Source organism: Thalassobellus sediminis (assembly GCF_044386045.1).
GTDB classification, from domain to species: Bacteria; Bacteroidota; Bacteroidia; order Flavobacteriales; family Flavobacteriaceae; genus Thalassobellus; species Thalassobellus sediminis.
This window is the reverse complement of record NZ_JBISCD010000040.1, coordinates 1,497,227-1,518,402: the sequence shown is the minus strand read 5'-3', so window position 1 is coordinate 1,518,402 and position 21,176 is coordinate 1,497,227. Positions and strand designations below refer to the sequence as shown.

The 21,176-nt window shown below is 32.4% G+C and carries 16 protein-coding genes; 8 read left to right on the top strand and 8 right to left on the bottom strand.

The window, feature by feature from the left end; translation table 11 throughout:
* Positions 1–79: 79 nt before the first annotated feature.
* From ACH5TW_RS13210 to ACH5TW_RS13200, 3 genes are all read left to right on the top strand, one after another.
* Positions 80–1,054 carry a D-alanine--D-alanine ligase gene (locus ACH5TW_RS13210; RefSeq protein WP_439336971.1) on the top strand — a complete coding sequence of 325 codons (975 nt, stop codon included), beginning with the start codon at positions 80–82 and terminating at the stop codon, positions 1,052–1,054.
* 18 nt (positions 1,055–1,072) lie between these two features.
* Complete coding sequence (gene coaD / locus ACH5TW_RS13205; RefSeq protein WP_439336970.1) at positions 1,073–1,528, top strand: pantetheine-phosphate adenylyltransferase; 456 nt, start codon at positions 1,073–1,075, stop codon at positions 1,526–1,528.
* Between the two features lie 241 nt (positions 1,529–1,769).
* A complete protein-coding gene (locus ACH5TW_RS13200) occupies positions 1,770–2,216 on the top strand; it encodes a HEAT repeat domain-containing protein (protein WP_439336969.1) in 447 nt (148 codons plus the stop codon).
* Between the two features lie 18 nt (positions 2,217–2,234).
* On the opposite strand, the gene ACH5TW_RS13195 is transcribed toward ACH5TW_RS13200, so the two are convergent.
* The 7 genes from ACH5TW_RS13195 to gyrB all read right to left on the bottom strand — a co-directional run bounded on the left by ACH5TW_RS13195 (position 2,235) and on the right by gyrB (position 12,790).
* Positions 2,235–2,522 (bottom strand): YciI family protein, encoded by a 288-nt coding sequence (locus tag ACH5TW_RS13195; protein ID WP_439336968.1) that lies wholly within the window; start codon positions 2,520–2,522, stop codon positions 2,235–2,237.
* A gap of 9 nt (positions 2,523–2,531) precedes the next feature.
* The gene (locus ACH5TW_RS13190; protein ID WP_439336967.1) at positions 2,532–4,145 is read right to left on the bottom strand and encodes a SulP family inorganic anion transporter; all 1,614 of its coding nucleotides are present in this window, start codon (positions 4,143–4,145) and stop codon (positions 2,532–2,534) included.
* A gap of 388 nt (positions 4,146–4,533) precedes the next feature.
* Positions 4,534–7,521 carry a protein translocase subunit SecDF gene (secDF, locus tag ACH5TW_RS13185; protein ID WP_439336966.1) on the bottom strand — a complete coding sequence of 996 codons (2,988 nt, stop codon included), beginning with the start codon at positions 7,519–7,521 and terminating at the stop codon, positions 4,534–4,536.
* 191 nt (positions 7,522–7,712) lie between these two features.
* The gene (locus ACH5TW_RS13180) at positions 7,713–8,333 is read right to left on the bottom strand and encodes a hypothetical protein (protein WP_439336965.1); all 621 of its coding nucleotides are present in this window, start codon (positions 8,331–8,333) and stop codon (positions 7,713–7,715) included.
* Between the two features lie 140 nt (positions 8,334–8,473).
* Positions 8,474–9,400 (bottom strand): malate dehydrogenase, encoded by a 927-nt coding sequence (locus ACH5TW_RS13175; RefSeq protein WP_439336964.1) that lies wholly within the window; start codon positions 9,398–9,400, stop codon positions 8,474–8,476.
* A 243-nt stretch (positions 9,401–9,643) separates the two neighbouring features.
* Positions 9,644–10,690: a DUF6588 family protein gene (locus ACH5TW_RS13170; RefSeq protein WP_439336963.1), complete on the bottom strand. Its 1,047-nt coding sequence runs from the start codon at positions 10,688–10,690 to the stop codon at positions 9,644–9,646.
* A gap of 150 nt (positions 10,691–10,840) precedes the next feature.
* A complete protein-coding gene (gene gyrB / locus ACH5TW_RS13165) occupies positions 10,841–12,790 on the bottom strand; it encodes a DNA topoisomerase (ATP-hydrolyzing) subunit B (RefSeq protein WP_439336962.1) in 1,950 nt (649 codons plus the stop codon).
* Between the two features lie 573 nt (positions 12,791–13,363).
* Here gyrB and ACH5TW_RS13160 point away from each other — a divergent pair.
* From ACH5TW_RS13160 to ACH5TW_RS13140, 5 genes are all read left to right on the top strand, one after another.
* The gene (locus ACH5TW_RS13160) at positions 13,364–13,630 is read left to right on the top strand and encodes a hypothetical protein (RefSeq protein ID WP_439336961.1); all 267 of its coding nucleotides are present in this window, start codon (positions 13,364–13,366) and stop codon (positions 13,628–13,630) included.
* Between the two features lie 4 nt (positions 13,631–13,634).
* On the top strand, positions 13,635–15,035 hold the full coding sequence (locus tag ACH5TW_RS13155) for an amidase family protein (RefSeq protein ID WP_439336960.1): 1,401 nt from the start codon (positions 13,635–13,637) through the stop codon (positions 15,033–15,035).
* Positions 15,035–18,370: a bifunctional amidotransferase subunit GatB/aspartate--tRNA ligase AspS gene (gatB/aspS, locus tag ACH5TW_RS13150; protein ID WP_439336959.1), complete on the top strand. Its 3,336-nt coding sequence runs from the start codon at positions 15,035–15,037 to the stop codon at positions 18,368–18,370. Before ACH5TW_RS13155 ends, gatB/aspS begins: the two co-directional genes overlap by 1 nt.
* Before the next feature lie 82 nt (positions 18,371–18,452).
* Complete coding sequence (locus ACH5TW_RS13145; protein ID WP_439336958.1) at positions 18,453–19,727, top strand: YCF48-related protein; 1,275 nt, start codon at positions 18,453–18,455, stop codon at positions 19,725–19,727.
* 95 nt (positions 19,728–19,822) lie between these two features.
* Positions 19,823–20,365, top strand: a complete 543-nt coding sequence (locus ACH5TW_RS13140) for a DUF2911 domain-containing protein (RefSeq protein ID WP_439336957.1) — start codon at positions 19,823–19,825, stop codon at positions 20,363–20,365.
* Positions 20,366–20,457: 92 nt separating this feature from the next.
* Here ACH5TW_RS13140 and ACH5TW_RS13135 read toward each other — a convergent pair whose 3' ends face one another.
* Positions 20,458–21,087, bottom strand: a complete 630-nt coding sequence (locus ACH5TW_RS13135) for a 7-carboxy-7-deazaguanine synthase QueE (protein WP_439336956.1) — start codon at positions 21,085–21,087, stop codon at positions 20,458–20,460.
* Positions 21,088–21,176: the final 89 nt, after the last annotated feature.

Sequence of the window (21,176 nt, the reverse complement as noted above, 5' to 3'; positions counted from 1 at the left end):
ATATTTTTACTATCAATAATAAAAAAAGTGATTAAAAAGATTCCCTCCTTTGAGGAAATGAAAAAATACAAGTATCTGAATGAAAAAAAATATAGCCATTATTATGGGAGGATATTCTAGTGAATATCAAATCTCTTTAAAAAGCGGAAACGTTGTTTTTGAAAATTTAGACAAAGCTAAGTATGATGCTTATAGAATTCATATTTTTAAAGACAAATGGGTTTATGTAGATACTAATGATGCCGAATTCCCTATTGATAAAAATGATTTTTCGGCAACTATAAACAACTCTAAAATTACATTCGATTGTGTTTTTAATGCCATTCATGGTTCGCCTGGTGAAGACGGATTTATGCAAGGCTATTTTGAACTTTTAAATATTCCGCACACAAGCTGCGACATGTATCAAGCTAGCGTTACCTTTAATAAGCGCGATTGCTTAAGTATATTAAAACCCTACGGTATAAAAACTGCCGAATCGTTTTTCCTAAACCTAGGCGATGCTATAAATGAAGATGCTATTATTGCAAAAGTAGACTTGCCTTGTTTTGTAAAAGCCAATAAAGCAGGTAGTAGTTTTGGTGTTACTAAAGTGCATAAAAAAGAAGATTTAAAAAATGCCATTGAAGTTGCTTTTAAAGAAGATGATGAAATTATTATTGAATCGTTTTTAGATGGTACCGAAGTTTCTGTTGGCGTTATAACCTATAAAGGCAACACAAAAGTGCTACCTATTACTGAAATTGTTAGTGAAAATGATTTTTTTGATTATGAAGCTAAGTATTTAGGAAAATCACAAGAAATAACACCTGCACGCTTAACAACAGAACAAGAAACTAAAGTAAATACCGTTGCAAAAAAGGTTTATGAAGTTTTAAAAATGAAAGGCTTTTCTAGAAGCGAGTTTATTTTTAAAGATAATGAACCTCATTTATTAGAAATGAATACTGTACCAGGCTTAACTCAAGAAAGCATACTACCTCAACAAGCTGCTGCTGCAGGAATTAGCATGAGTGATTTATTTGACAATGCTATTGAAGAGGCTTTGAAATAAAAATTGTAATTTTAAAAAATGAACAGAGCTATTTTCCCAGGATCTTTTGATCCGCTAACAAAAGGACACTACGATATTATAAAACGTGGCATTCCACTCTTTGATGAAATTATTGTAGCCATTGGTGTAAACGGCTCTAAAAAATATATGTTCTCTTTAGAACAACGTAAAGCTTTTATTGAAAAATCTTTTGCCAATGAACCTAAGGTAAAAGCAGTTACATACACTGGCTTAACTGTTGAGTTTTGCAAAGAAATTGGTGTTGAATTTATTTTACGTGGTTTACGTAATCCTGCCGATTTTGAGTTTGAAAAGGCTATTGCATATACCAATAGAGACCTTGCTCCTATTGAAACTGTTTTTCTATTAACTTCGGCTAACACTTCGCATATCTCCTCTTCCATTGTACGAGATGTTATTAAAAATAATGGTGATTATACCAAGTTGGTTCCTGATAGTGTGCGCGTGAAATAAACTTGAACTTTGTAACATTTCTTACTTATTCTATACTAATAAATAAAGAATTTCTTTAAACCAACTATAAACGAACTGTTTCTAAAGAAATATTTCTACGGTTCTATTTATCATTTTAGTTCAAAAATCGAAATTCTGTTATTTTAGATTCCCGTTTTCACGGGAATGACAATTTCAACGGAAACCGCGAAGCAAAGCTTCGAGGAGTTTTTTTCGAGTAAATGGTTATATTTTAAAGTTCATGTTATATCAAATTACATATATACTTTTTAAACTGAAATTAATTCAGCCATCTGAGAGTACAATTAACTTTTGGATGCAGAATAATGATGTTGAAAAACTGGAATATGCTTTAAAATTTGGAAACTACAAAACAAGACAATTAGCTGCTGAAGCTTTAGAACAAATTGGGAAACCGTCTTCTATTCCAGCGCTTCTTATTGCTATACGCGATAAAGTTCAAAACGTATCAATTGCTGCTTTAAATGCATTAGAAAGTATTGGTTATGAAGATGACATTATTAAAACCGTGATTAAAAAACGTTTTAATTGGGTAACACAAATGCGTGAAACTGCAAAAAAGCGTGAAGTCAATAAAGAAAAAAAGCATACCATTTACAAATGGGAACGTGCTAGTAAAAAATCTTTTGAGCGTGTTAAAGAACAACTAAAAAGACCGATGCGATAAGTATTTTAAATTCAAGTTTTACTTAATCAAAAACTTAAGTGCTTCAGACGTTTTGCTTGGTATAAATTCTGTTATTTTATAGTTAGCCAAATCATGAATACTAAAAGGATCTTTTTCTAGAATTTTCAATAATTCCTTTTTATTAGATAGATTACTTAAAATAACACCTCCCGTTCTTGGAATTTTTCTTCCTGAGGCTATGAAATTCCCAACGGCATATTGTTCATCTAGATATTCTACATGATCTTTTAAATGCTTATCTATAATATCTAAAGACACCTTATAAGTAATATTTACGATAAACATATTTACTAATTAAAATTTATATTCAGAAAGCCCTTTAGTAAAAGCCTCAGGGTTTTCAGCTAAATGATAACGAGGATCGTCAATAGCCTCAACTATAACTTCTCTAAATTTAGGACTAGATTTATATAACAATATTTTACAATCTTCACTTAAGTGCTTTAATTTAATTTGTTTGCCTGCCTCTTCATACTTATTTACCAAATTAAAAACCGCTTCAATTGCAGAGTGATCGCTTATTCTAGATTCAACAAAATCTACCTCAACTTTTTCGGGGTCATTTTTTACATCAAATTTATCATTAAATGCTAATATCGATCCAAAAAATAAAGGTCCCCATATTTCGTAAACTTTTGTACCATCTTCACGCATACGTTTACGAGCTCTAATACGTTTTGCGTTTTCCCAAGAAAATACCAAAGCACTAATAATTACACCAGCAATAACAGCAATTGCTAGATCGAAAATAACCGTTAATGAAGAAACAGCCACTAAAACAATCACATCACTTAATGGTATTTTATTTAAAATCCTAAAACTACTCCAAGCAAAAGTCCCTATTACTACCATAAACATAACGCCTACTAACGCTGCTATTGGTACTTGTTCTATAAGTCCGGATGCAAAAAGAATAAACACCAATAACAAAACAGCAGCTACAATACCCGAAAGCCTTCCTCTACCGCCTCCTTTTATATTAATTAAAGATTGTCCTATCATGGCACAACCTCCCATACCTCCAAAAAAACCTGTAATAATATTTGCACCACCTTGTGCTAAACATTCTCTATTTGTATTACCCCTTGTTTCTGTTAATTCATCTACAAGATTTAAAGTCATTAAAGACTCAATTAAACCAATTGCTGCTAATATTAAAGCATAAGGCCCAATGAATTTTATAGTTTGCCAATTAAAAGGCACTTTGTTAAATATGTCTGTTTGAAATTGAGGTAAACCACCTTTTAAACCTTCTCCGCCTCCATCACGTATAAAACTACCGACAGTAGCAACATCTAAATTTCCAAAAATAACAATAGCAGAAACTACCAATATTGCAACTAATGCCTCTGGTAATTTTTTAGTTAGCTTAGGCAACCCAAACATAATCATCATAGTTAATAGCACAAGTGCTACCATTACCCATAATTGAGCACCTTCAAACCATAAACCACTAGCATCTTTAAACATCCCTAATTGCGATAAGAATATAACAATGGCTAAACCGTTTACAAATCCCATCATTACTGGATGTGGTATCAAACGCACAAACTTACCAAGTTTAAAAACACCTGCTAACATTTGTATAATCCCCATTAATATAACAGTTGCAAATAAATAATAAAGCCCCAAACTTTCACCTTCTGCCCCCATAGCATTTCCTTCAGCTACTAGACTTACCATTACAACTGCTAAAGCACCTGTTGCTCCACTAATCATTCCTGGCCTTCCACCAAAAACAGACGTAATTAAACCAATCATAAAAGCAGCATATAAACCTACTAGAGGATCTACTCCTGCCACAAAAGCAAAAGCTACTGCTTCGGGCACTAAAGCTAAAGCAACAGTAATTCCACTTAAAATATCGTTTTTTGCATTAGCTGCACGCTTTCTAATAAATTCTGTCATGGTATGTTTTTTGAAGGTGCAAATTTACGTTTAATTAAGAGATGAACAAGAATTTGACTCTATATTTACTTTATAAAGAAACTAAAACGTTTGAAAAAAAATACTAGTTACCGCTCATCTAACCAAGCTAAAGCCTGATCTCTTTTTTGAAACAACTTAACATCCCTTTCTTTCTCTTTGTTAAAATCTATAAATGTTTCGGTAGACATTTAAACCTACACTTACCCGTATAAAAAGAGCCAAAGCTTTAACTTCTTTTGAAATTAGCTATATTCATTAAAGCCTCAAAAGTGTAATTATTCGAGTTCTTTTTATTCACTAAAAATCACTAACAAAAAAAGCCTTACACCCAGAAGATATAAGACTTTTAATTATCTAAAAAGATTTTTTAACTTTTCTTCTTATCTTCTAACTTCTTTACAGTATCATACATAATTGGTGTTGCTATAAATAGAGACGAATAAGTTCCTACCACTACACCTACTATCAATGCAAACATAAATCCTCTAATAGAATCACCACCAAAAACAAAGATAGCTAACAACACTACTAAAGTTGTTAATGAAGTATTTAATGTTCTACTTAAAGTACTGCTTAATGACACATTTACTACTTTATCGAATTTCCAAGAAGTATGTTCATTAAAAAACTCACGAATTCTATCAAATACTACCACGGTATCATTTAATGAATAACCAATCACTGTTAAAATAGCTGCAATAAATGCTTGATCTATTTCCATACTAAATGGCATAAACTTATAAGTTAATGAGAACACCCCTAATACAATTACAACATCATGGAATACAGCTGCAACTGCACCAAGAGAATATTGCCATTTCTTAAAACGGAATAATATATAAAGAAAGACTACAATTAAAGAACCTAAAATAGCCCAAAATGATGCTTGTTTAATATCATCGGCAATAGTAGGACTAACTTTAAAAGACTCCATTAAACCAACTTGTTTATTCTCATCATTTAAATCTATAAAATCTTCGTAGCTAACACCAGATAAATGTGATTGCAATGTATTATACAATTTCAATCTTATTTCTTCATCTACCTCAGCACTTGCTTCGTTTACTTTATATTTAGTTGTAATTTTTAATTGATTGGCATCTCCCACTGTTTTAGCATCAGCACTACCAAAAGCGTCTGCTAAAGTTTTAGATATTTCTGAAGCACTAACGTCTTGTGCAAAACGCACTTGATATGTTCTACCTCCAACAAAATCTACACCTTGATCTAACCCGTTTGTAAATAAAGAACCTAAACTCACTACAATAAGTGCTCCTGAAATGATATAAGCAATTTTACGTTTTGATAAGAATTCAATATTTATATTTCTAAAAAGATTTTTAGTAATAGCTGTAGAGAAATCTAATTTACCTCCTCTATTTGCGTACCAATCAACCAATAACCTTGTAATAAAGATTGCAGTAAACAAAGAAGTCATAATACCTATTAATAAGGTAGTTGCAAACCCTTTAATTGGTCCTGTACCGAAAACAAATAAGATTAGAGCTGTTAAACCTGTTGTAATATTAGCATCTAATATTGAAGATAATGCATTACTAAATCCATCTTTAATAGCTTCTTTTTGTCCTTTACCTTTAGAAAGTTCTTCTCGAATTCTTTCAAAAATAAGTACATTCGCATCAACCGACATACCTATTGTTAATACAATACCTGCAATACCAGGCAATGTTAATACTGCTCCTAACCCAGATAAAATACCGAAGATTAAAAGAATGTTTAATAACATAGCAACATCTGCAAATCCACCTGCTTTACCGTAATAGAAAACCATCCAGATTAATACTAGCGCTAAAGCAATCATGAAAGACATTTTACCGCTATCAATAGCTTCCTGACCTAAAGATGGTCCAACTACTGTACTTGATATAATATCTGCTGATGCTGGTAATTTACCTGCACGTAATACGTTAGCTAAATCAATCGCTTCATTTAAAGTAAAATCTCCAGATATTGAAGAACTACCTCCAGATATTGGTCCTGTAGTGACTCCTGGAGCAGAATAAACAACATCATCTAAAACAATAGCAATTTGACTTCCTTGAGCATAAGCTTTTTCGGTCATTTCTTCCCAAATCTTAGCTCCTTTTGAATTCATTTGCATTGATACGTTAGGAGAAACACCTGATTGTTCGTAACCCTGTCTTGCATCAGTAATTACAGCACCACTTAATTCTGGAGCATTACTTCTATTACCAATTAGAGCATATAAATCTATTATCTCACTACCCTTTTTAGGTTTACCAAAAACAAATTTTGCATAACGCATTTCTGCAGGAAGTAAAGCTCTTACTTGAGGCATGTTTAAATAATTAAGAACTGTTACTTTATCTTTTATTGCGAATCTTGCAATAACTGGTCCTCCTTGATAGCCTTGACCTTTAATTAGATCGAAAATCGGGTTTACAGTAGCAACTTCTGTAGAATCTGTTGTTGCATCTCCTAAAAGATCATCAATAGCAGAATCAGTTGCATCTTCTTCATCACTTGGTTCTTGTTCTGAAACCTCTTCTTTAGGTGTTACTATATCTTTTAAAACTTCATTAGCTTGTCCTAAAAAATTAAAAAACTGTTCGCCTTTATAAGCATCCCAAAACTCTAATTGAGCCATATTAGTAAAAAGTTTTTCAGCTCTTTTTACATCTTTCACACCTGGCAACTCTATAAGTATACGACCTGACGTCCCTAAACGCTGAATATTCGGGGATGTTACACCTAAACCATCAATACGTTTACGCATCACTTCAAAAGCAGAAACAATAGATTCGTCTATTTTAGTTTCGATAATCCCTTTAACTTCTTCATCAGCCATGTTACCATTAATCTCACCATCTAAGGCTTTCGTATAAAAAATATCTGGAGACGCTAATTTTGTATCACCTTTAATTTTATCAAAAGCAATAAAGAAATCTTCTAAATACGTGTTTTGACTATCCTTTTGTAGCTCTGAAGCATCATCTAAGGCTTTATTAAACACTGGGTCTTTAGTGTTATTTGCTAATCCGCTTAATATGTCTTTAACCGAAACTTGCAAGATAACATTAATACCACCTTTTAAATCTAAACCAAGATTCATGGCTTTTTGTTTCACCTCATTATAAGTGAAATCAGCAATTAAAATATCATAAACTGTATCGGTTGCTATAGCCTCTAAATAGCTCGTTTCTTCAGCACTTCGCTTTGAACGATAATCAACTTCTGAATCTGAAATTTTACTAATAGCAATTTCTTCTGCTTGGTTTTCAATTTGCTTTGCTTTGAATGTAAATGATAATTGGTATAGACTTACCAATCCAAACAAAATTGCAAATAATTTTACTAATCCTTTGTTTTGCATTTTATATTTTTTTTGTGGTCAAATTTTTAAAACGGGCAAATATATGCTTTACCACTAAATTTGACAATTTTTTATTTTTAAATAAGGTTGTCAGCTTCATTAGATTAAAATGAATACCGAACTTTAATTATAAGAATACTTGTAATTCTTTTTGTGAAGTGTTTTATAATCTAGAAGAAAACAAACCTTCGTTAGCAAACTGGACCAGCTCTAACTTCGGGTATTTTATGTAACGCATTATCTATTGTAATCGTAATATTCCTACGAACTTTATAGGCTACTTTTACAATACTATCTTTTTCTGTAATGTTTACAACATTAGCAGATAAATATACATTAGGATTAAAAAATCGATCAATTTCAGATTTTGGTTCTAAAACAAACTTTCCATTTAAACCTGATTCTAAATGATTGTCATTATTTATTTCGTAAACATCAAGATCGTAACTAAATAAATCCTCGTTTGAAGGTAATTTAAAAGGGGTTTCTTTTTGATTAAAATGAGCGTAATCAATAACTACATTTTTCTCTTTAGAAAAGATTTCTCTTATACTAGCAACATCTGTATTACTGTAATATCTTATTCTTAAGCTACCTTCTTCAATTTCGTTTACTTGTATATTTTCAACACCTATATCTTGCAATTGTTTTTTTACAATTGCAATGGTTTTTTGAGCTTGATTAGTAGTTGTATCAACATTTGCAAACTGCAATACAATTTCCTGATTGTGTACAGAAACTTGTTGATGACAAATAGCACCTAAAACGGTAAGAATAATAACTAGAGTACTTATGTACCACCTTTTCTTCATGTGTCAAATATAAAAAAATAAAGACTGTATTTCTACAGTCTTTATATAAATATCAATTTTAAGGTATTAGATTCCTGTTTTCACAGGAATGACAGCTTCAAATGACACATCGAAAATAAATTTCGATGTATTATTTACAACTATAATTCTAATAAACCATTAGTTTTTCTAACACCTTCTGCACTAGCTTGCATGTGTGCTTTTTCAGCAGTACTTAAATCAATATCAACAATACTTTCTATACCGTTTTTACCTAAAATTACAGGTACACCAATGCAAATATCATTTAAACCGTATTCTCCTTCTAATAAAGTCGAACATGGGAATAATTTCTTTTGATCACAAGCAATAGCTTGCACTAAACCACTCACTGCAGCTCCTGGCGCATACCAAGCAGATGTTCCTAATAATTTAGTAAGTGTTGCTCCTCCAACTTTCGTATCGGCAGCTACTTGCTCTAAACGTTCTTCAGTTAAAAACTCAGAAACTTTAATACTATTTCTTGTTGCTTGAGATGTTAATGGCACCATACCAACATCACTATGTCCGCCAATAACCATACCATCTATATCACTAATTGGAGCTTCTAAAGCTTCTGCTAATCTATATTTAAAACGTGCAGAATCTAAAGCACCACCCATACCTATAATTCTATTTTTAGGTAAACCTGTAGATTTATGAACTAAATAAGTCATGGTATCCATTGGGTTACTTACTACAATAATAATTGTGTTTGGAGAATGCTCTATTAAACTTGAAGAAACACTTTTTACAATACCTGCATTAATACCTATTAATTCTTCACGAGTCATTCCTGGTTTACGAGGAATACCTGAAGTTATTACACAAATATCACTTCCTGCTGTTTTACTATAATCATTAGTAATACCAGTAATTTTTGTATCGAATCCATTTAAAGATGCACATTGCATTAAATCCATAGCTTTTCCTTCAGCATACCCTTCTTTAATGTCTAACAATGCTACTTCGGATGCGAAATTTTTAATAGCAATATATTCTGCACAACTTGCGCCAACTGCTCCTGCTCCTACAACTGTTACTTTCATAATTTAAATTTTAAATTGTTTTTATTCTTTTATGTAATTGAATCAATTATATCTATTTTAATTATATATATATTATAACATAAATTTCATAATATATATAATTGAATTTTATGACTTTAGTATTGCAAAATTACGAATTTAAATACTCTAAATAAAAAAGTACAAGATAAAATCTTGCACTTTTTTCATAACTAACTAAAACTAAAAACTAACTAAAACTAAACAATTATTTTTTTTAAATTTTTATCTAAAACTAAAAGCAATTCCTGCTGATACTGTATTATATTTTTGAAGCGTATAATCTCCAAAAATCTTAAAAAAGCCTAAATTTAATCGAGCTCCTATTGTTGACCTCACACCATTGGCATCAAAATCTGAATTTACAGGATCTGTAATTGATTCATTAACTGTTCCTACAGGGTTCCCATTACTATCTTCTATATCATAAGTTAAATCATAATCTCCTTTTATTTTAATTGAAGAAGAACCTTTGTTATAACCTAAGCCTGCATATAATGTAACTAATTTAAAATCTAAAGAACCTAAAGCCTGAACAGTAACCGCATTCATTTTAAACTCAGTTTCTCCATTCACAACACTTATCTCGTCCGTAAGGTCTTCATCTGAAAACCCATAAGACACATCCATTTTAGTAAAAGCCACTAAAACAGAAACGCTTAACGGCAAGTTATCTAACGGGCCTAAATACTGCATTAAATCATGTTGTAAACCTATACCAATAAGATTAGCTTCACCATTATCATCAAAATTTAATTTTGGCACATATCTTAATTTAATATCAGTGTGAAATGGCAAACCAAAACCTAACTGAACCATTGGAGTTGGAACTGCATTTCCTGGCAAATCACCTCCAATACCTCCTGGCATATTAAAACTTGCTACTTTATATGTATTTCCTTGAAAAGGCACTCTAATATCTACTCTAGCCTCAGACTCATCACCACTTATAATAGTTGGTAAAGAAGTTTCACCATTTGGTAGCGTTGAATATGTATACTCACTTGGTATAAATTGAAATATCTCATCTGCTTTAGGAACAAATGAAGCACTTGCATCAATTGTTATATCAAAGCCAAACTTTTTGTGTGTCTTTGCTGTAGAATACCATCCACCATTCATACTATACATTAATCCATTCATTACTGGACGAATATAATTCTCAGTCAACTTACTAGCATCATCTGCTGCAAGTATAATATCTCCTAGCTCTTGAGCTTTGGATATTTGTGTTGCTACAAAAAGCAACATAAGTAGGGTAATCTTTTTCATTTTTTTAAATTTGGTTGGTACAAATATATTAAAAAAACTACATAAATCAACACTTAATCGTTAAAAAATGTATTTTAACGGTGTTTTATGCAAAAAAATAACCCTGACGCAATAAACATCAGGGTTATAAAATAATTTAAAGTGTATTATTTACGCATCAATATTTGCATAAATAGCATTTTTCTCAATAAATTCTCTACGAGGCGGCACTTCATCACCCATTAACATAGAGAAAATCCTATCGGCTTCAGTCCCATTGTCAATTTGAACTAAACGCATGGTTCTATATTCAGGATTCATTGTTGTATCCCAAAGTTGTTCTGCATTCATTTCTCCAAGACCTTTATAACGTTGAATTTTAGATCCATCTCCAAATTCTGAAACAATCTGATCACGCTCAGCATCGGACCAAGCATATTGTTTTTTAGCACCACGTTTCACTAAATATAATGGCGGTGTTGCAATATAAATATGTCCGTTTTCAATAAGCTCCTTCATATATCTAAAGAAGAATGTTAAAATAAGAGTTGCAATGTGACTACCATCAATATCGGCATCACACATAATAACCACTTTATGGTATCGTAATTTTGAAAGATTAAGCGCTTTACTATCTTCCTCGGTACCAATAGTAACACCTAAAGCTGTAAAAATATTTTTAATCTCTTCGTTTTCAAAAACCTTATGAGTCATTGCTTTTTCAACATTCAATATTTTTCCACGAAGTGGAAGAATAGCTTGAAAAGCTCTATCTCTACCTTGTTTTGCAGTTCCACCCGCCGAATCTCCCTCTACAAGGAATACTTCACATTTTGCAGGATCTTGTTCTGAACAATCAGATAGTTTACCAGGTAAACCACCAATACTCATAACCGTTTTACGCTGCACCATATCACGCGCCTTTTGTGCTGCATGACGCGCTTGCGCTGCTAGAATTACTTTTTGCACAATGGTTTTAGCATCATCTGGGTGCTCTTCTAAATAATCAGTTAACATTTCTGAAACGGCTTGACTTACCGATGCAGAAACTTCTCTGTTACCTAACTTTGTTTTAGTCTGTCCTTCAAATTGTGGTTCTTGAACTTTTACCGACACAATAGCAGTTAAACCTTCACGGAAATCATCACCTGCAATATCAAATTTTAATTTATCTAATAATCCAGATTCATCAGCATACTTTTTAAGCGTATGTGTTAAACCACGACGAAAACCAGAAAGATGTGTACCACCTTCATGTGTATTAATATTGTTTACATACGAATGTAAATTCTCTGCATAAGATGTATTATAAATCATAGCAACCTCAACAGGCACACCATTTTTTTCACCTTCAAAAGCAATTACATCTCTCATTAAAGGCTCACGAGTTGCATCTAAATACTTGATAAATTCTTTAAGACCTTCATCTGAATGAAATGTTTCACCTTCAAATTCACCATCTTCTTTTTTAGTTCTTTTATCAATTAAATGAACCGTAATTCCTTTATTTAAAAAAGCTAATTCACGTAAACGACTTGCAAGTGTATCATAACTATACTCTAAAGTTTGAGTAAAAATTGTAGGGTCTGGCTTAAAAGTTACCGTAGTACCTCTTTTATCAGTTTCCCCTATTCTTTTTACAGGGTAGATTGCTTTTCCGCGTTCGTATTCTTGCTCCCAAACTTCTCCTTTTCTGTAAACAGTCGCTTTTAAACTTTCTGATAAAGCATTTACACAACTCACACCAACACCGTGAAGTCCACCAGAAACCTTATAAGAATCTTTATCAAACTTACCACCTGCCCCTATTTTAGTCATTACAACCTCAAGCGCAGAAACACCTTCTTTTTTGTGCAAATCTACAGGAATACCACGACCGTCATCTTCTGTAGTAATCGAGTTATCCTCATTAATGGTAACAGTAATATTATTACAATGTCCCGCTAAAGCTTCATCAATCGAGTTATCTACAACCTCATAAACTAAATGGTGTAAACCACGCACACCAACATCTCCAATATACATTGATGGACGCATACGAACATGCTCCATACCTTCTAAAGCCTGAATACTATCTGCTGAATAATTATGCTCGTTAAAAGCTTCTTTTTCTTCGCTCATATTATATATCTATAATTTAAAGTTTAGTTTCATTACATAAAAAAAATGACACATTTGCATCATTTTTCGTTAATAACAAATATACAGCTTTTTAAATCGTTTTAAAAGTATTTTACCGATTCCATCTAATAATTATCAACATTTGTTAATTACTCAAAACCTTCTTAAATCGTCTAAAAAGCACCTTATTTTAGATTTCACCATTTTATTTAACATTACAGAATTAGTAAAAACTAAAAAACAGCTAAAACAGGATGTTTTGAGCTTTACTTTTCTTTACAAAGTCTCCAAATAACGACTTACAGAACATAAAATTATCCTTTTTTTTCAAAAAAATTATCGTCACTTTTAAAACCCGACAAACAAACCTCACAAACGCCCTTTCATATTTTCAACTTATACCATTTTTCTATATAAATTTATAACAAAATTCCGCTAATTCTAAATATTTTAAAACAGCTTATAACAAGAACTACCTAATATTAAGTTTAAAAGCTTTAATACTTAAACTCAGTGAAAACTTTTGTAATTTTACCTCCTAAAATTTCCACTATAAAAATTAAGATTTAAAGTATGAGTAAAATTATGACAGTCGACATTTTGTCGAGTATTAAAGGAGCAGAACCCTCTGAGGCTGTGAACAAATTATTTGAAGTAATTAAAAACGCTAATTCAACAAATAACACCTTTAATAATGTTAATAATAATTACGTGTCTTTAAATGATTTAAGAGATGATGTTGTAATTGAAAGTTCTGAAACAGAAAAACAAATCATCAAGGAAAACTTCCCAAAAGAGAAAGATGGTTATTTAGTAGTAGCTAAAGTTATTGAAGAGTAAAATTATGGAATCTCAAATAAAACAAATACACCAGCAATTGGTGTCTAAACAGGTGCGTTGTACAGATTTGGTACAACAAAAATTAGATTTACTAAAAAGCAATACTCACAATACTGTTAATGTTCTATTAGATACTTTAGCATTGAATTTAGCCGCCAAGGTAGATGCTAAAATTGCTAAGGGAGAAACCATAGGTTTACTAGAAGGCATTCCGTTTGGAATTAAAGATGTGTATATGCTTCAAGGCACGTATACAACGGCGAGTTCTAATTTATTAAAAAACTACAAATCGGCATACACTGCTACAGCTATACAAAAGCTATTAGATGCTGGAGCAATCCCTATTGTAAAAGAAAACTGCGATAGTTTTGGTCATGGTTCTTCTAGCGAAAACACCATTTTTGGAGCTGTTAAAAATGCTATAAATACAGATTTAGTTTCAGGTGGATCAAGTGGAGGGTCGGCAGTTAACGTGGCTAAAGATTTTACGGTATTTTCTATTGGTGGAGATACAGGAGGTTCGGTGCGCCAACCAGCTGGTTACAACAATATATTTGGTTTAAAACCAACTTACGGACGTATTTCGCGTTACGGCTTAATGGCTTATGCATCGTCTACAGACTGTGTAGGACCTTTAGCAAAATCTGTTGAAGATATTCGAATTGTGTTGAATGTAATGAGTGGAAAAGATATTAAAGATCAAACTACTTACGCTTCCGCGGAAATAAACGAAGATTCAATTTTAAATTCCGATAGCATTAAAACGGTTGGTTACTTCAAAAATTTTATTGAAAGTGATGCGATTGATGCACAAGTAAAAGCAGATTTCTTAGCAACTATTGAAAAAATAAAAGCAAAAGGTATTGTGGTAAAAGCTTTAGATTTCTTTGAATCTGAAACTTTAGTTTCTACTTATTACACTTTAGCAATGGCAGAAACAGCCTCTAACCTATCTCGTTTAGATGGCACCAACTACGGCAACAGAATTGAATCTGAAAATTTAAAAGAAACCTATGCGGTAACACGTTCTGAGAATTTTTCAGAAGAAACAAAACGCAGAATTGTTGGTGGCAACCAGGTATTATCTCAAGGGTTTTCAGATGAAATCTATTTAAAAGGCTTAGCGATTCGCGATCAAATTTCAGAAAATTTTAATAACGATTTTAAAGAAGTTGATATCATCCTATCGCCAGTAACACCTAGCACACCTCCAAAAATAGGTGATAGCTTAAAAGACCCACACGCTATGTATTTATCTGATGCGTATACAGTAGGTTTTAGCTTAGGTCAATTACCAACGCTAACCATACCACAAGGTACTGCAACAGGATTACAAATTACGGCAGCAAAAAATAATGACGAACTTGTTTTGAAGTTTGCTAACTTCTTAAAAGATACGATATAATGGAATTAGAGCAAATAAACGAGGCTTTAAAAGCCCACGATTTAGAATTGGTAATTGGACTAGAAACACACGTTCGATTAAACACCAAAACCAAGTTATTTTGTTCTTGTCCTAATCAAGAAATAGATACACCAAACCAAAATATTTGTTCGGTATGTACAGGACAAATGGGGGTTTTACCAGCCATAAATAAAGAAGCTATTACAAAGGCTATTTATTTTGGAAAAGCCGTAAAATCGACGTTTGAAAACGAAGTTATTTCTTGGGACAGAAAACATTACGAATATCCAGACAACCCTAAAAACATACAAATTACGCAGTTTCATAATCCTGTGATTCCAGACGGACAAGTGTCTTGCTACCGTAATGATGGCTCTCAGTTTACCGTGAATTTAACACAAGTTCATATTGAAGAAGATGCTGCTAAATTGATGCACGAAAAGAAAACATCGTTAGTCGATTTTAATAAAGCAGGAGTTCCGCTTATTGAAATTGTTACCGAACCTTGTATTCGTCATATTGAAGATGCTTCAACATATGCACAATACATACAACGTATTGTGCAAAATTTAAAAATAAGTGAAGCGAATCTAGAAAAAGGTGAGTTTAAATCGGACGTTTCAGTATCGCTTCGTAAAAAAAGAAGTTACGATTTAAATCCGCGTACCGAAATAAAAAACCTAAACTCCTTTAAGTTTATGGTTGACGCTTTAAAAGAAGAAGTTGAAAAACAACTCAACTACTTTTTAGAGCATAAAGAATTTAGACCAGATCAAACAACGGTTTTATGGGATGCCGAATTGAAGCAAACCAAAACCATGCGTAAAAAAGAGTTTGAAGCAGATTATCGCTTTATATCTGAACCCGATTTACCGTTTGTTTCTATTAAAGACGTAATTGAATCTATTCATGTTGATTTAAGCACACTTCCTTATGCCGTAGAATCCATTTTAATAAAAGGTGGTGTTTTACCACAAGATGCTAAGTTTTTTACAGCCGATTCTTTACGTTCTGAAACTTTTGTAGCTATTAACAATGTTATAAAAGATCCGTCTTTTGTTGCTAAAACTTTAGTAAATAATATTGGCGCCGATGAATATGCAGATATACACAGAATAGAACATCTTATTGAAATCTTCCAACTTTTTAAAGACGAAAAAATAACGTCTGTTCTCGTTCAAAACGCTATTACAAGATATTTAAAAGACAGAGATTTTAACTACAACAAGTACTTTGAAGACAATACCATTTCTGAATCTGATATAGAAAATGCTATTCAAAAAGTAATATTAGAAAATGAAGCCGTTGCCAACGACATAAAAGGAGGTAACCAAGGTAAAGCAGGAATCTTAGTTGGAAAAGTGATTGCTATTATTGGAAAAGGAGCTTCAGGAAAAGTAATTCGTCAAGGTATTTTGAATGTACTTTCTACTAATGTTGATAGCCAGAAGACGGAAGAAAGAAGTAAAGAAACAGTAACAAACAATAACCAACAAGAAACAGCTCAAACCGAAGAGGTACTTCCTGAGATTCCTTTAATTATTAAAGACGAATATAGAACACATAAAATATCCGATTTATCAGAAAGTTCCATTTCAGAAACTGTTACACTTGCCGGTTGGGTGTCTAGTGTTCGAGATCATGGTGAGCTTATGTTTATTGATTTACGCGATTCTAGCAACGAAATTTTCCAAGTCCGTTTAAGTAGAGAATCGTTTGCTAATCTAGACGATCTTGTAAAGCTAAAACCAGAATCGGTAATTACAGTTACAGGAACGGTTGTTCAGCGTAAAGAAGATGATTATAACGCATCACTTCGTGCAGGAACTATAGAATTAGAAACATCGCATTTAGATATTTTAAACTTATCTAAGACTTTGCCTTTCGAAATAAAGAGAGCCACAAAAACAAATGAATCTGTTCGTTTTCAATATAAATATTTAGATCACAGAAATGACGATGTTCGCAGAGCAATGATTAATCGCCACAAAGTCATTAAATTGATGCGTGATATTTTAGACGAACAAGAATTTATTGAAGTAGAAACACCAATATTAACTGCTGGCACCGATGAAGGTGCTAGAGAATTTATTGTACCTACTAGAAAAAAAGCAGGTTCTTTTTATACGCTACCACAAGCGCCACAACAATTCAAACAAATTTTGATGGTGTCTGGTTATGAGAAATATTTCCAAATAGCACGTTGTTTTAGAGATGAGGACTCTCGTGGCGATCGTCAACCAGAATTCACACAATTAGATATTGAAATGGCATACGCAAGTATGCAACAAATTATAGATTTGAATACAACTATGTTTAACAACATCGTATCAAAAATATATGGTAAAAAATGGATTTTACGTCCGTTTGAAGTTATCACTTATAAAGATGCTATGGATAAATATGGTTGCGACAGACCAGATTTACGTTTCGGATTACAGATGGAAGACATTACTGACATTGTAAAAGAAACAACCTTCCAAGTATTTAGTAAACCTATTGATGATGGCGGTATTGTAAAATGCATCAAAGTATCTAAAGAAGAACAAGGCAAAAAACGTTTATCTAAAGGACAAATAGAAAAACTAACGGCAACCGCACAACAAAACGGCTTAGGCGGTTTAGCCTATATTATTGTTAACGAAAATGATTTACAATCGCCAATAATTAAATTCTTAGGTGAAGATATTGCTGCTGGCATTATTAAAGCTACCAATGCTCAAGTTGGTGATATTGTATTCTTTTCTGCTGCCGATTACGAAACTGCTAATAAAGCTCTAGACGCTGTGCGTCAAGAATTAGGAGCGATGCTAAAATTAATTAACCCTAAAGAATTAAGACCTGCATGGGTAGTTGATTTTCCTATGTTTGAAAAAACAGATGAAGGCCGTTGGACATTTACGCACAACCCATTCTCTATGCCAGCAACCTATGATATTGATAAGCATATGAATGGTAAGGAAGATGAAATTGGAACCATCATTGCACAACAATACGATTTAATACTAAATGGCTACGAAATTGGCGGAGGTTCTGTCCGTGCTCATAAGCCAGAAATATTAGAAGCAACCTATAAAAACATGGGTTACAACAAAGAAGAAATGCTTAAAAGTGTTGGCACGATGTACGAAGCATTCCATTACGGCGCACCACCACACGGCGGTATTGCTTGGGGTGTTGATAGATTGATGATGATTTTAGAAAAGAAAGCATCTATTAGAGAGGTTATGGCATTCCCGAAAACAGGAACCAGTGAAGACTTATTATTTGGTTCGCCTTCTCCGTTATCTGATAAAAAAGTAGAAGAAATGAATGTTAGAGTGATGCGAAAATAAATCTTTAAAAAACTTAATTTAAGAAAAGCTTTAGATAATTCTAAAGCTTTTTTTATTACATTGCTTTCTCTTAAAAAACTACATGAAAACAATAAAATATTTATTCCTCCTATTTTTTTTTAACGCTTTATCTCAATCTACTTGGCAAACTTTATCCAACATTTCTCCAAACATAAACAACCAAAGGTTTGATGATGTTTTCTTCATTGATGAAAACACAGGATGGGCTGCAAATGGATATTACGCTTCCATTCACAAAACTATAGATGGCGGAAAGACTTGGTCAGAACAATTAAACCAAAATATGCTTGGAGGTAATTATTATTTTAGAAACATAGAGTTTCTAAATAAAGACATTGGTTTTTTAGGTACTCTAAACGGAAAGTTTTTCAAAACTATTGACGGTGGAACTAATTGGACTGAAGCTACAAACATATCTCCAAATCCGCCTGCTATTTGTGGTCTAGATACGGTTGGAACATCTACTATTTATGGTTGTGGTGCATATTTTTCACCCGCACATATTATTAAATCTACAGATAGTGGTCTAACTTGGCAATTCATTGATATGTCTTCTTACGCCAACGCATTGGTAGAAATTCATTTTTTAACAGAGAAAATTGGTTTTGTTAGCGGTAGAAACAATAGTGGAGCAACTGTACTAAAAACTATAGACGGTGGCAATACATGGACAGAAATTTTCAATTCTAATATTATAGGAGAATATGTATGGAAGCTTCAAATCTTTGAAAATGATACAGATATCATATTTGGTTCAATTTCGTCGATATCTCCTAATATTGGAAAATTAATAAAAACAACCGATGGTGGTATAAATTGGGATTCATTCGATGCTCCAGAAATAGACATACAAGCTATAGGTTTTATCTCTGAAAACCATGGCTGGATGGGAGGACATACTACTGGGTTTTATGAAACAATAGATGGTGGACAAAACTGGACAAACCTAAATATTGGAAATAACCTAAACAGGATTTTTATTATTAACTCTAATTTGGCTTATGCAAGTGGCACTTCCATTTACAAATTTACTGATGAAGCTCTTGGAAACAATAATACTAAAGAACAGAGTAGAAAAAAATTAAACATCAAATTTAAGAGCAACCCTGTTGAATCAACTTTAAATTTCAGCATCGAATTCTTATCAAGTGACAATATTCTAATTGAATTATACAATACCCAAGGTCAATACATTAAACAGTTATCTAGAGATATAATTACATCTCCAATTACTAAAAAATACAAATTTAATATTAACAACTTATCTTCAGGACCTTATATAATTAATTTCCACAACAACACAGGAAGAGAATCCATAAAATTTATTAAAAATTAAAATTATCAAAGTTAAACTTTAACATTAATAACCAACTTTTATAAAAACATTAAGACAGTTTCAGTTTATCTTTAAAAAAATCTAAAAAAAACATTATGAAGAAATCAACTTTTTTAACAACCATCGCTTTAGCATTTATAATGCTATTATCTTTAAATGTAAATGCTCAGGAATTTGCAAAACTAGACAAAAGCCCCATGGATGCTGCGGCATTTCCAACGAGCTATAAAGAACCTAACAAACTTATTAAAATAATTTATAGTAGACCTCAACTAAAAGGACGCGAATTAAGCAAACTTGCTCCTAACGGAAAAGTATGGAGAACAGGCGCAAACGAAGCCGCTGAGTTAACACTTTATACCGATATGAAACTAGGGAACACCATTGTTAAAGCTGGTACTTATACATTTTATGTAATTCCTGGCGATAATGAATGGACAGCTATTATTAGTAAAGAACTAAACGTTTGGGGGTCTTATTTCTATAAAGAATCAAATGATGTAGCACGTTTAACGGCTCCTGTAACCTCAGGAGAATCTATTGAAGCTTTTTCAATTGCTTTTGATGAAGCTGATGGAAATATAAATATGCATTTAGGATGGGGAACGACAAGAGTTGCTGTACCTTTTACAAAATAAACTAGCAGTTAGTAAAATTAAAAAGTTCCGATAGTATATTTACGTATCGGAACTTTTTTGTTTTATATCTTAGAGTAACTGAATACTGAAATTTAAGGAATATTCAAATACTTATGTGTTTGTAAAGACACTTTCCATTTAGGGTTTGCCATCACATAATCTACAATTTCTGGCACTACTTTATCGCGTTTGCTCCATTCGGGTTGTAAATATAAAATACAATCTTTATTAACCTTTGCTGCTTGTTCTTCCGCGAAGCGAAAATCATCTTTATTATAAACAATCACTTTTAATTCGTGAGCATTCTCATAAACTTCTTTAGTAGGAAGTTTCATTTTTTTAGGCGATAAACAAATCCAATCCCAAATACCAGTTAGCTTATAAGCTCCCGATGTTTCAATATGCACTTGCAACCCTTCGGCTTTTAACTGAGTTGTTAAAGGAGCCATATCCCAAGTTAAAGGTTCACCTCCTGTAATCACAATAGTATCACTGTACTTTTTTGCGTTTTCTACAATTTTTGTAATACCTGTAGGCGGGTGTAAATCGGCATTCCAACTTTCTTTAACATCGCACCAATGACAACCAACATCGCAACCTCCAACACGTATAAAATAAGCTGCTGTTCCTTTATGAAAGCCTTCGCCTTGAATGGTATAAAACTCTTCCATTAAAGGTAGCATCTCGCCTTTATCTACTAACTCTTGTATCTCTTTTTTCATCGTTTGCAAAGATACATATAACTTAAATTACTTTAGTAATTTTAAGTTTCAATTCTAAAAAACACTTTTGGTTGTTATATATGTTATAA